This window comes from Flavobacterium sediminis (assembly GCF_003148385.1).
Classification (GTDB): domain Bacteria; phylum Bacteroidota; class Bacteroidia; order Flavobacteriales; family Flavobacteriaceae; genus Flavobacterium; species Flavobacterium sediminis.
On the sequence record NZ_CP029463.1, the window covers coordinates 929229 to 943506 of the forward strand.

Here is a 14278-nt window from a genome sequence, read left to right on the forward strand (position 1 = left end):
TAACAACATTTTACTTTTAACAACACTTTGTTATTTTTTTACTAATTCTTCTCAGAACTTATCCTTATTTGCTGTTTTTTTCATACTTTAATAGTTCCGTTCAATTTGAAAAACGGAATCTCATGAAACTTTTCATGAATGAAAAAAGCAAAAATGAATGAAAGATCAAGGTTTATATAGAAGTTCTTTTGAGCATGACTCCTGCGGGATAGGATTTATCGCTCAGGTAAAAGGTGATGCTAATCACCAACTGGTTGCTGATGGAATTACCATGCTGGAAAACATGGAACATAGAGGGGGAACCGGAATTGATTCTTGCTCAGGTGACGGAGCCGGAATTTTAACGCAGGTTCCCGATGAATTCTTTCGAAATGAATTAGTAAAGATAGGCGTTGAGTTACCGGAAAGTGGACATTATGGCGTAGGCATGATTTTTTTTCCGAAAGATAAAAAACTGCGAGCCTTATGTCGTGAAACTATTAACTCCATTCTGGAAAACAGGGATTTTGATGTATTAGGTTACCGAAAAGTTCCCGTTAATAATCAATCCCTAGGAAATGCCCCTAAACAAACAGAACCGGCTATAGAGCAACTTTTTGTTTCTCACACCGAATATTCTAATGATTCACGTGAGTTTGAACGCCGTTTATATGTTCTACGAAAAGAAATAACCAAGAGCATTCATTTAAAATTCAACCTGACGGACGAAAGTTTTTATATTGCCTCTTTTTCGTCAAAAACGATTGTATACAAAGGACAGCTAACCACTTTTCAGGTTAAAGAATATTTTTTGGATGTTACCAATCCGCTATACAAATCCAAAGTTATATTAATCCACTCTCGGTTTTCAACCAACACATTCCCGAAATGGCATTTGGCTCAACCCTTCCGCTTTTTAGCACATAATGGAGAGATCAATACTATTCAAGGAAATGTAAACTGGATGCAATCGTTCCAAAACCATATCGAGTCTTCTCATTTTTCGCCAAAAGACATTGCCACTTTAAATCCGGTAGTAAATCATAAAAATTCAGATTCTGCTAATCTGGACAACATGTTGGAATTACTGTATCAGGCCGGAAGAAGTATGCCGTATAGCATGATGATGTTAATTCCGGAAGCATGGCAGGAAGATAAGAATATGGACGAAGGCAAACGCAATTTTTACCAATATCACGCTTCATTGATTGAACCATGGGATGGTCCGGCTTCCTTGTGTTTTACCAATGGTGATTTTGTAGGTGCCACTTTAGACCGAAACGGTTTACGTCCGTCGCGATTTTGCTTTACCAAAGACGGACGAATTATTTTATCATCGGAAGCCGGTGCTTTACCTATTGAAGAAGAAAACATTGAACGCAAAGGTCGTTTAGAGCCCGGAAAAATATTCTTAATTGACTTAAACAAAGAGCGTTTTATTGAAGATGACGAAGTAAAAGCGGAAATTGTTAACCAAAAACCCTATAAAACCTGGATTTCTAATAATGAAATTAGTGTTGAACAACTTCCGAAACGAAATACGACATATACAATTGAAAAGCCAGAAGACTTATTTATAAAACAAAAAATGTTTGGTTTTAGCGAAGAAGATATTGATCGCCATTTAGTGGAAACAATCACTTCCGGTAAAGAACCTATTGGTTCTATGGGATTCGATTCGCCTTTGGCTATTCTTTCCGGCAAGCCACAACATTTAAGCAATTATTTCAAACAACATTTTGCGCAAGTCAGCAATCCGCCTATCGATCCGCTTCGCGAACGCATCATGATGTCTCTGAATACAAGTATTGGTCGTTCGTTCAATATTTTATCGACAACTCCGGCACATTGTAAACAAATTACTTTTGAACATCCGGTGGCAACCAATGACCAACTAGAAGCTGTTCGCCAAATAGATCATACTAATTTCAGAAGCAAACAAATCAATGCTGTTTTTGAAGCCGATGGAAAACCGGGAAGATTGCGTGAAGCGCTTCGAAAAATTTGCAAAGAAGCAGACAAAGCCTTGTTAGATGAAGGAATTAATATTTTAATTATTTCCGATAGAAATTCAAATGACAAATGGGCTCCTATTCCATCCTTATTAGCTGTAGGAACCATTCATCATCATTTAACCCGTAAAAAATTACGTGTAAGAACCGGTATTGCTGTTGAAGCGGGTGATGTTTTAAATTCACATCACTTTGCCACTTTAATTGGTTACGGAGCCAATGTAGTGAATCCGTATATGGCTTTTGCTTCGATAGATGCGTATTGCGAAAAATATCAAAAAGAAGACAAAAAAGCCCATTACTATAAAAATTTCACCAAATCAATCAATGACGGATTATTAAAGATTTTCTCTAAAATGGGAATTTCAACGCTACAATCCTATCATGGTGCTCAAATATTTGAAGCTGTCGGCATTCATAATGAAGTCATTCAATATGCTTTTACAGGAACTGTTTCTCGTATTGAAGGTTTAAACTTTGATGATATTGCTAAAGAAATTTTACAAAAACATTACTATGCTTACGACTACACCGAACATTATTTAACGACAGGCGGTTTCTTCCAATGGAACAAAGAAGGTGAAAAACATTTACTTTCACCGGAAGTTATTCATCTATTACAACAATCAGCTTGGAAAAATGATTACCAGCAATATAAAAAGTTTGCAGAATTAGTCAATTCAAGTGAAAAGATCTCACTTCGCAATCTATTAAAATTCAGAAAACGAATTAGTATCCCTTTAGAAGAAGTCGAACCGGTAACTTCTATTTTAAAACGATTTTCTACCGGAGCGATGTCCTTTGGTTCGCTATCCTGGGAAGCTCATACTTCCTTAGCCATTGCCATGAATAGAATTGGCGGAAAATCCAATTCAGGTGAAGGAGGTGAAGATCCCATTCGCTACGAAAAAACCGAAATGCGTTCGGCAGTTAAACAAGTAGCTTCCGGAAGATTCGGTGTTACAATTGAATATTTAACTGAAGCCAATGAGATACAAATTAAAGTTGCTCAAGGCGCAAAACCCGGTGAAGGAGGACAACTTCCGGGCTATAAAGTAGACGAATGGATCGGACGGGTTCGTCATGCTACACCCGGAGTAAGTCTGATTTCACCACCGCCTCATCATGACATCTATTCTATTGAAGATCTGGCCCAACTAATCTATGATTTGAAATCCGCTAATCCTTCTGCCCGAATCAATGTAAAATTAGTTTCTAAAGCCGGAGTAGGAACTATTGCTGCCGGAGTAGTGAAAGCTAAAGCTGAAGCCATTATGATTTCAGGCTACGATGGCGGAACCGGAGCTTCTCCTATCAGCTCCATTCAACATGCGGGCTTACCTTGGGAATTAGGTCTGGCAGAGGCCAATCAAACTTTAGTTATGAATGGCTTGCGCGATCGGGTAGTTCTGCAAACCGACGGACAATTACGTACAGCAAAAGATATTGCTATTGCTACTTTATTAGGAGCAGAAGAATGGAGTATTTCTACAGCTGCATTAATCACACAAGGTTGTATCATGATGCGCAAATGCCATACAAATACTTGTCCTGTTGGTGTCGCCACTCAAAACAAAACATTACGCGAATTATTCAAAGGAAAACCGGAATACGTAATTAATTATTTTACTCATATTGCTATCGAACTTCGTGAAATCATGGCTTCACTGGGCTTTAGAACCATTAATGAAATGGTAGGTCAAGTAGATGTTTTAAAAGCAGATACCACTAACAACTCTATATGGAAAACCAGAACTCTCAATTTAGATTCTCTTTTATACAAAGCTTATAATACCTATAACATACCTAACCATGTTTTCAGTTGCCAGGCTTTTAATTTAGAGGGAAGTTTAAATCAACGAATTGTTGATGATATTTATCCTCGCTTTAAAGGAGAAAACTTTATCGAGAAAAATTATACTATTTTCAATTTAGACAGAAGTGTCGGAACTACTTTATCACATTACATGGTAAAATATGAAAAGGAAAATCTTGAAAAGTTACCCTTCATTAAATTAAACTTTATCGGATCGGCCGGGCAAAGTTTTGGTGCTTTTGCACATTCTAACCTGTTTTTGAATTTAATTGGACAAGCCAATGATTATTTTGGAAAAGGCCTTTCAGGAGGGCAGTTAGTTGCTAAAAAAGCAAAAGAAGCAACTTTCTCCTCGAGAGAGAATTCTATCGTTGGTAACGTAGCCCTTTATGGAGCTACTTCAGGAAATGTTTTCATTAACGGAAGAGCAGGAGAACGTTTTGCCGTTAGGAATTCAGGTGCTGATGTTGTTGTTGAAGGTGTAGGAGCACATGGCTGCGAATATATGACCGGTGGAAAAGTACTTATATTAGGAACCATTGGAAAAAATTTCGGGGCAGGAATGAGTGGCGGTATTGCCTATTTGTTCAAAACACAAAAGAATTTAGAAGCTATGATAAACTTCGAAATGCTTGAAATCGACGAAATATCTTCAAATGAATATGAATTCCTCTTTGATAAAATTCAGGAACACATTAAATTAACTAATAGTACTTTAGGAAAAGAAATTATAACGGACTGGAATGTTTCCAAGCATTATTTCCTCAAATTGATTCCGGGCGAATACAAAAAAATCATCAAATCAACTGAAGCTAAAGTAGCAGAATACTAATAAAAACTGAAATGGACGGATTTTTAAAATATAAAAGAGAATTACCTGAAAAACAAAAAGTAGCTGAAAGAATAAAGCATTTTTCAGAATTCACATTGCCTTTTGACACACAAAAAGAACAGGAACAATCTGCCCGCTGTATGGATTGTGGAGTTCCTTTTTGTCATTACAAATGTCCCTTAGATAATAGCATTTCCGATTTTAACAAAGCTGCTTTTGAAGATCGTTGGAAAGATGCCTACCAAATCTTATCAAAAACCAATCCTTTTCCTGAGTTTACAGGAAGAATTTGTCCGGCACCTTGTGAGCAAGGTTGTGTTTTGGGAATCAATAGTGATGCTGTTACTATTGAAGAAATTGAAAAAACGATTATCGAAAAAGCATTTGAAAACAACTGGATTACTATTGAAAAACCTAAAGAACGAAACGGAATCAAAATTGCTATCATTGGCTCTGGTCCTGCTGGTTTGGCAGCTGCCTATTATTTAAACTCTTATGGGTATACCGTCTCTGTTTATGAAAAAGACAAAGAGCCGGGTGGTTTATTACGCTACGGGATTCCCGACTTTAAACTAAATAAATCTGTTATCAAAAGAAGAATTGAACTCTTAAAAGAAGTGGGAATTCAATTTTATACTCAAACTGAAATAGGTAAAAATATTTCTTCGGAAGAATTAGAACAAAAATATGATAAAATCATCTTAGCAATTGGATCTCAAAAAGAGCGTCAATACGATATCCCTCTTGACACATTTACTAATGCTTATTATGCAATGGATTATCTGACAGAAACTAATAAATTTATCTCAGACGAAATTAGCAAAAAAAAGATCAATGCTAACGGCAAGCATGTTATAGTAATAGGTGGAGGTGATACAGGTTCTGATTGCATCGGAACAGCTAATCGTGAAGGTGCCTTATCGGTAACTGAACTAGATTATCATGAAAAACCTCCTAAAGAGCGCTCTGAAAGCACACCTTGGCCTATGGATGCTCTACAATATAAAGACTCAACCTCTCATGAAGAAGGCAGTCAGCGTATCTTTAAAAACTACGCTACACAGTTTAATACTGATGAAACCAACACCATCATATCTATCACAATTAGTGAAGTAAAGATTGGAATAGATCAAAACGGCAACAGAACCAAAGAAATCATTTCCAACACTAGCCGCACACTACCCTGTGATTTACTATTAGTAGCGATAGGTTTTACGGGTTCAGTTGCTATTTCAGGGAGTTCTGTAACTTGGCATAAACAACGATTCAACAGCCAAAACTACAACACCTCAAATCCTAAATATTTCACTATCGGTGATGCCAGAATCGGTGCTTCCTTAGTCGTAAATGCTATTGCTGACGGCAGAAACCTCGCCAAATACATTCATACAAACGATTTTAATCAATAAAAAGATTAATTAGATTCTCCTTTTCATTTCCTTTTCCTTTTCCTTTTTTAAAAGAGATACCCTATTTATGTGTAAACTCCATTTCTCAAAAATAGGGTAAAAAAAAAGAGGATCATATTTTATATGATCCTCTTAAAGAAAGGCGGCGACATACTCTCCCACAGGATTGCAGTACCATCTGCGCTGTCGGGCTTAACTTCTCTGTTCGGAATGGGAAGAGGTGAGCCCCGACGCTATAACCACCTTAAGTTTTTAGTCTAAAGTAAAAATACTTTACTTAAGACTGCAACATCGGTTGCAATATTGTAACATACTAAGATAATAAAAAACCTTAAGAAAGTTCTCCCCCGCCTTGCAGCGGGGAAGAGCGTGTACATAAGCTTACGGGTTATTAGTACTACTCGGCTATGACATTACTGCCTTTACACCTATAGCCTATCAACGTGGTCATCTTCCACGACCCTTAAAAGAAATCTCATCTTGTGGTGGGTTTCGCACTTATATGCTTTCAGCGCTTATCCCTTCCGAACGTAGCTACTCTGCGGTGCCCCTGGCGAGACAACAGATACACTAGAGGTTCGTCCAACTCGGTCCTCTCGTACTAGAATCAGATCCACTCAAATTTCTAACGCCCGCAGTAGATAGAGACCGAACTGTCTCACGACGTTCTGAACCCAGCTCGCGTGCCACTTTAATGGGCGAACAGCCCAACCCTTGGGACCTTCTCCAGCCCCAGGATGTGACGAGCCGACATCGAGGTGCCAAACCCCCCGTCGATGTGAGCTCTTGGGGGAGATCAGCCTGTTATCCCCGGCGTACCTTTTATCCTTTGAGCGATGGCCCTTCCATACGGAACCACCGGATCACTATGCTCTACTTTCGTACCTGATCGACCTGTATGTCTCTCAGTCAAGCTCCCTTATACCATTGCACTCTACGCACGGTTACCAAGCGTGCTGAGGGAACCTTTAGAAGCCTCCGTTACTCTTTTGGAGGCGACCACCCCAGTCAAACTACCCACCAAGCAATGTCCCCTACATCCGCAGGGTTAGGCCTCAGACAAGCAAAGGGTGGTATTTCAACAATGACTCCACAACGCCTGGCGACGCCGCTTCAAAGTCTCCCACCTATCCTACACATCACGTGTCCAAGGTCAATACTAAGCTATAGTAAAGGTGCACAGGGTCTTTTCGTCCCACTGCGGGTAATCGGCATCTTCACCGATACTACAATTTCACCGAGCTCATGGCTGAGACAGTGTCCAGATCGTTACACCATTCGTGCAGGTCGGAACTTACCCGACAAGGAATTTCGCTACCTTAGGACCGTTATAGTTACGGCCGCCGTTTACTGGGGCTTCAATTCAATGCTTCTCCGAAGATAACATCTCCTCTTAACCTTCCAGCACCGGGCAGGTGTCAGGCCCTATACCTCATCTTACGATTTTGCAGAGCCCTGTGTTTTTGATAAACAGTCGCCTGGACCTTTTCACTGCGGCCCCGCCTGAGCGGGGCGACCTTTCTCCCGAAGTTACAGGTCTATTTTGCCTAATTCCTTAGCCATGAATCTCTCGAGCACCTTAGGATTCTCTCCTCAACTACCTGTGTCGGTTTACGGTACGGGTACTTATAATCTAAGTTTAGAAACTTTTCTTGGAAGCCCTTAGGCACACTATCCCTTTGTCCGAAGACTCCGAGTACTATCGTATTTCACCAAAACCTACGGATTTGCCTATAGGTCTTATAGCTACATACTTCAACGAACACTTCCGTCAGTTCGCGGTGCTTTCATCACTCCGTCATTCCATCACAATTATAAGTAGTACGGGAATATTAACCCGTTGGCCATCGACTACCCCCTTCGGGTTTGCCTTAGGACCCGACTAACCCTCAGCTGATTAGCATAGCTGAGGAAACCTTAGTTTTTCGGTGTGCGGGTTTCTCGCCCGCATTATCGTTACTTATGCCTACATTTGCTTTTCTAAACAGTCCAGCAATCCTCACAGATCACCTTCAACCCAGTTTAGAATGCTCCCCTACCCATCTTTCGATGCCATAGCTTCGGTAGTATACTTATGCCCGATTATTATCCATGCTCGTCCGCTCGACTAGTGAGCTGTTACGCACTCTTTAAATGAATGGCTGCTTCCAAGCCAACATCCTAGCTGTCTAAGCAGACAAACCGCGTTTTTTCAACTTAGTATACATTTGGGGACCTTAGCTGATGGTCTGGGTTCTTTCCCTCTCGGACATGGACCTTAGCACCCATGCCCTCACTGCTGGTAAACATTTATTAGCATTCGGAGTTTGTCAGGAATTGGTAGGTGGTGAAACCCCCGCATCCAATCAGTAGCTCTACCTCTAATAAACTAAGCCAGCGCTGCCCCTAAAGGCATTTCGGGAGTACGAGCTATTTCCGAGTTTGATTGGCCTTTCACCCCTACCCACAGGTCATCCGAAGACTTTTCAACGTCAACCGGTTCGGTCCTCCACTATGTGTTACCACAGCTTCAACCTGCCCATGGGTAGATCACACGGTTTCGCGTCTACCATTACCGACTATGGCGCCCTATTCAGACTCGCTTTCGCTACGGATCCACACCTGAAGTGCTTATCCTTGCCGGCAACGGTAACTCGTAGGCTCATTATGCAAAAGGCACGCCGTCACCCCAAAAGGGCTCCGACCGCTTGTAAGCGTATGGTTTCAGGATCTATTTCACTCCGTTATTCACGGTTCTTTTCACCTTTCCCTCACGGTACTGGTTCACTATCGGTCTCTCAGGAGTATTTAGCCTTAGCGGATGGTCCCGCCAGTTTCACACAGGGTTTCACGTGCCCCGCGCTACTCAGGATACCACTATCCTTATCTTCTCTTACTTATACGGGACTATCACCCTCTATGGTTAACCTTTCCAGGTTATTCTAATTCAATCCGTAAGAAATCTCGTGGTCCTACAACCCCAATATTGCCGTAACAACATTGGTTTGGGCTAATCCGCGTTCGCTCGCCACTACTTACGGAATCACTTTTGTTTTCTTCTCCTCCGCCTACTTAGATGTTTCAGTTCAGCGGGTTCGCCTCCTATCGGATACTATGTCTTCAACATAGTGGGTTGCCCCATTCGGATATCTACGGATCTATTCGTATGTGCCAATCCCGTAGCTTTTCGCAGCTTATCACGTCCTTCTTCGCCTCTGAGAGCCTAGGCATCCCCATACGCCCTTATTTTGCTTATTGTACTTTAATACTTTCGTATTCTTTGTGTTTTCTTTCTACTTTGTTTTTTAGTATCTCAATATGTCAATGAACTTTTGATCTCTCGATCTCGTGGAGAATATCGGAGTCGAACCGATGACCTCCTGCGTGCAAGGCAGGCGCTCTAGCCAGCTGAGCTAATCCCCGTCTCAGTGATCAGTTAACAGTCTACAGTTAACAGTAACTTTAAACGGTTAGCCAACACCTAGAATTTCCTCTTTTTTTAAAACTAAAATTAGTAGTCCCGGGCAGACTCGAACTGCCGACCCCTACATTATCAGTGTAGTACTCTAACCAGCTGAGCTACGAGACTCTGTATTTTTAGCTTTAATTTTTGAACTAACAGCGAGAGTAAAACTCATCTCGAATAAACCGTATCGATTTCTCTAGAAAGGAGGTGTTCCAGCCGCACCTTCCGGTACGGCTACCTTGTTACGACTTAGCCCCAGTTACTAGTTTTACCCTAGGCAGCTCCTTACGGTCACCGACTTCAGGTACCCCCAGCTTCCATGGCTTGACGGGCGGTGTGTACAAGGCCCGGGAACGTATTCACCGGATCATGGCTGATATCCGATTACTAGCGATTCCAGCTTCATAGAGTCGAGTTGCAGACTCCAATCCGAACTGAGACCGGTTTTATAGATTCGCTCCTTATCGCTAAGTGGCTGCTCTCTGTACCGGCCATTGTAGCACGTGTGTGGCCCAGGACGTAAGGGCCGTGATGATTTGACGTCATCCCCACCTTCCTCTCGGTTTGCACCGGCAGTCTCGCTAGAGTTCCCGACATTACTCGCTGGCAACTAACGATAGGGGTTGCGCTCGTTATAGGACTTAACCTGACACCTCACGGCACGAGCTGACGACAACCATGCAGCACCTTGAAAGACGTCCGAAGAAAGTCTAGTTTCCTAAACTGTCGTCTCCCATTTAAGCCCTGGTAAGGTTCCTCGCGTATCATCGAATTAAACCACATGCTCCACCGCTTGTGCGGGCCCCCGTCAATTCCTTTGAGTTTCACACTTGCGTGCGTACTCCCCAGGTGGGATACTTATCACTTTCGCTTAGCCACTCAGATTTGCATCCGAACAGCTAGTATCCATCGTTTACGGCGTGGACTACCAGGGTATCTAATCCTGTTCGCTCCCCACGCTTTCGTCCATCAGCGTCAATCATTTGTTAGTAACCTGCCTTCGCAATTGGTATTCCATGTAATATCTAAGCATTTCACCGCTACACTACATATTCTAGTTACTTCACAAATATTCAAGCCTTACAGTATCAATGGCAGTTTTCTGGTTGAGCCAGAAGATTTCACCACTGACTTATAAGGCCGCCTACGGACCCTTTAAACCCAATGATTCCGGATAACGCTCGCATCCTCCGTATTACCGCGGCTGCTGGCACGGAGTTAGCCGATGCTTATTCTTACGGTACCGTCAAGCCGGTATACATACCAGTGTTTCTTCCCGTACAAAAGCAGTTTACAACCCATAGGGCCGTCTTCCTGCACGCGGCATGGCTGGGTCAGAGTTGCCTCCATTGCCCAATATTCCTCACTGCTGCCTCCCGTAGGAGTCTGGTCCGTGTCTCAGTACCAGTGTGGGGACCTCCCTCTCAGGACCCCTACCCATCATCGTCTTGGTGTGCCGTTACCACACCAACTAACTAATGGGACGCATGCTCATCTTGTACCGATAAATCTTTAATAATAAAGTGATGCCACTCTAAAATACCATGAGGTATTAATCCAAATTTCTCTGGCTATCCCCCTGTACAAGGTAGATTGCATACGCGTTACGCACCCGTGCGCCGGTCTCAAGTTAGCAAGCTAACTCTACCCTCGACTTGCATGTGTTAGGCCTGCCGCTAGCGTTCATCCTGAGCCAGGATCAAACTCTTCATCGTAGTATTTTTAATTTCGTACGATACTTGGTCATTCGTCTAATTAATTCGCCTTACTCTCTTTTTTGTATGCTGTCAATTCAATATGTCTATGAACGTGTCTTCTTTTTTATTCTCGCTATTCTTTCGTTTAGCGGGTGCAAAAGTACAACTTCTTTTTTAACTGGCAAGCTTTTTTTTAATTTTTTTTCAAAAATTTTAAAACTCGTTTTTTCAGTATTTTTTCGTTAAAATTAAAACCTTAACGCTTCCAAAGAACTCTCATCTTGCGGAGGGCAAAGATACTGTGTTTATCCTTTACAATCCAAATATTTTTTCAAGTTTTTTTCAAAATATTTTTCCCGTTTTAACACCCTTTCTATGAACCTCTCAAACCTCCCTAAATCGCTTTATTTAAAAACATATCTCGGCTGATTTGCGGGTGCAAAAGTAGTAGCTTTTTCCATTCTCGCAAACTTTTTTATGCCTTTTTTTTAAAGTTTTTTTTACTAACCCTGAAACACAATAACTTACAAGAAAAACTTTTTTTAACCCTTCTAAATATATAACAAAAATGAAGTGCTAAATAAGAAATATCTCTAACCAATTAAAATGTGAGCTTAATCGAATCTTATAGCTTTTACAGGAGAAATTTTTGTTATTATATAAGAAGGAATCAATAAAACCATCAAACAAATGACTATTGTCCCTAAATTTAACAAGCCTATATAAAGAAAATTTATATCAACCGGAGCAACCCGAACATAATAACTTTCGGGATTAAGGCTAATTATTTTAAAATATTTCTGCAACATTAAAAGTGTTAGGGCTATTGCATTACCCCAAAGCAATCCTTTTATAATAAGATGAGCCGCATTGTATAAAAATATTTTCCGAATACTCCAATTGGTCGCTCCCAATGCTTTTAATATCCCGATCATTTGTGTTCGTTCTAAAATAAGCACTAATAATGCTACCATCATATTAATAGTTGCAACCGTAATCATCACAATGAGAATTACTATAGTATTAAAGTCAAAAAGTTTTAGCCACTCAAACATACTATAATATTTTTCAGCTATAGTTTCACTATCATAATTTGACGGAATGGCTTTGTATATTTCTTTTCCTTTTTGTTCAATCTGGTCGAAATCATCTATAAAAACTTCGAAAGCTCCTACTTCATCTGATTTCCATTTATTAATCTTCTGAACGTGTTTTATATCCCCTATAATATAATTGGCATCAAATTCCTGAAACCCTGAATTAAAAATCCCTACAATTTTAAAACTTCGCAGATTATATCCTTTACCTCCTTCTTTTATAAAATAGGTTCGGCATATATCATTTAATTTTAAATTCAATCTATTGGCCAAATATTGAGAAATCACAATATCATCAGTAAACTTAGCTGTTATCTTAGGTAAAGTTCCCTGTACCAGATATTCTTTTACAGCGCTCCAATCATAATCTTCTCCTACACCTTTAAAGACAATCCCTCAACAGTCTCTTCTGTTCTTATTAAACCGGTTTTATTAGCAACTGCCTGGATATGCTTTATCCCGGAAACTGAATTGAAATGGGGATAAAAATCCTGTTTCGTAGAAATCGGAACAATATTTGCCTGAGATTGATTATTATCAAAATTAGAAATAATGACATGTCCGTTAAAAGCCGATACTTTTTCCCGAATCTTTTTTTGCAGGCCTATACTGGTCGCTACTGCAACTATCATCATGATAATGCCTAATGCAATAGCCGCTATCGCAATTTTTATAATTGGAGAAGAAACGCTACTTTTATATGCTTTATCCTTAACTAAGCGTTTTGCTATAAAATATTCTAAATTCAACTTGATATGATTCCGAAATTAATGTTCAAAAATACATTTTTATTTTTTGGTTTACTAATTGTTTCTTGTGGTAAGAATAATGCTCAGGTCAACCCGACTATAAATGATACTATAATTGCAACAGAAGCAACTGAGATTATTACCGACGGACTTGTTTTAGGTTCTGAAAATTTTTCTTACTTACCTATTATAAAGGGGAAAAAAATAGCAGTTGTAGCTAATGCAACCAGTACTGTCCCTTTTAGAAGAATGCATTTGGTCGATTATCTGCTTCAACGAAATTTTAACATCAAACGAATATTTGCTCCCGAACATGGTTTCAGAGGTACCGCCGATGCCGGAGAAGTTGTAAAAGACGGAAAAGACATAAAAACCGGATTGCCTATTATTTCTTTATATGGGAGTAACAAAAAACCTAAACCGGAGCAACTTGACGGAATTGAAGTTGTGATCTTTGACATACAGGATGTAGGAGCTCGCTTTTACACTTATATTTCTACATTACATTATGTAATGGAGGCTTGTGCCGAACAAAACATTCCTTTACTGGTTCTTGACAGACCCAACCCTAACGGATCTATAGTAGACGGTCCAATATTAGAACCTGAATATACAAGTTTTGTGGGAATGCACAAAATTCCGGTTTTGCACGGAATGACCATAGGTGAATACGCTAAAATGATTAACGGTGAAAAGTGGTTGAAAAACGGCATTCACTGTGACTTAACTGTTATCCCTTGTAAAAATTACAAAAGAACCATGTCTTACAGTTTGCCTGTAAAGCCTTCTCCTAACTTACCCAATGATCAATCTATCAACTTATATGCCAGCTTATGTTTCTTTGAAGGGACTAATGTGAGTGTTGGTCGTGGTACTGATATCCAGTTTCAAATTTATGGTTCTCCTTATTTACCTAAAACTGATTTTACTTTTACACCAAAACCTAATGAAGGCGCAAAAGATCCTTTATATAATGGTAAAGTTTGTTATGGTGAAGATTTAACCGCTGTTGAAAAAGTAACACAATTAGAATTAAAATGGTTATTAAAAGCATACCATCAAACTACTGATAAGACTAAATTCTTCAATTCCTTTTTTACCAAACTGGCAGGAACCCCTAAATTACAGCAACAAATCGAAGCAGGATTAACTGAAAAACAAATCAGAGATTCTTGGCAACCAGGCTTGGAAAACTTTAAGAATATCCGAAAAAAATATTTGATCTATCCATAAAAAGATAAA

Annotated in this window: 3 protein-coding genes, 2 tRNA genes, 3 rRNA genes and 1 pseudogene; 3 read left to right on the forward strand and 6 right to left on the reverse strand. The window is 40.0% G+C overall.

The genetic code is table 11. From position 1 onward, the window contains the following. Nucleotides 1-157 precede the first annotated feature (157 nt). Complete coding sequence (gene gltB / locus DI487_RS04425) at nt 158-4639, forward strand: glutamate synthase large subunit (protein ID WP_109568592.1); 4482 nt, start codon at nt 158-160, stop codon at nt 4637-4639. A gap of 11 nt (nt 4640-4650) precedes the next feature. Further along, the gene (locus DI487_RS04430; RefSeq protein ID WP_109568593.1) at nt 4651-6048 is read left to right on the forward strand and encodes a glutamate synthase subunit beta; all 1398 of its coding nucleotides are present in this window, start codon (nt 4651-4653) and stop codon (nt 6046-6048) included. A gap of 137 nt (nt 6049-6185) precedes the next feature. On the opposite strand, the gene rrf is transcribed toward DI487_RS04430, so the two are convergent. The 6 genes and pseudogenes from rrf to DI487_RS04460 all read right to left on the reverse strand — a co-directional run bounded on the left by rrf (nt 6186) and on the right by DI487_RS04460 (nt 13036). After that, a 5S ribosomal RNA gene (gene rrf / locus DI487_RS04435) occupies nt 6186-6295 on the reverse strand. A 124-nt stretch (nt 6296-6419) separates the two neighbouring features. After that, nucleotides 6420-9285, reverse strand: a 23S ribosomal RNA gene (locus tag DI487_RS04440). 91 nt (nt 9286-9376) lie between these two features. Further along, a tRNA-Ala gene (locus DI487_RS04445) sits at nt 9377-9449 on the reverse strand. 93 nt (nt 9450-9542) lie between these two features. Beyond that, nucleotides 9543-9616 (reverse strand) — tRNA-Ile (locus DI487_RS04450). 77 nt (nt 9617-9693) lie between these two features. Next, nucleotides 9694-11208: ribosomal RNA gene (locus tag DI487_RS04455) — 16S ribosomal RNA — on the reverse strand. The 16S, 23S and 5S rRNA genes sit together here with 2 tRNA genes alongside, the layout of an rRNA operon. A 596-nt stretch (nt 11209-11804) precedes the next feature. After that, a pseudogene (locus DI487_RS04460) lies at nt 11805-13036 on the reverse strand (ABC transporter permease). 6 nt (nt 13037-13042) lie between these two features. Between DI487_RS04460 and DI487_RS04465 the strand changes: the two are divergent. Continuing rightward, a complete protein-coding gene (locus DI487_RS04465; RefSeq protein ID WP_109568594.1) occupies nt 13043-14269 on the forward strand; it encodes an exo-beta-N-acetylmuramidase NamZ family protein in 1227 nt (408 codons plus the stop codon). Nucleotides 14270-14278: the final 9 nt, after the last annotated feature.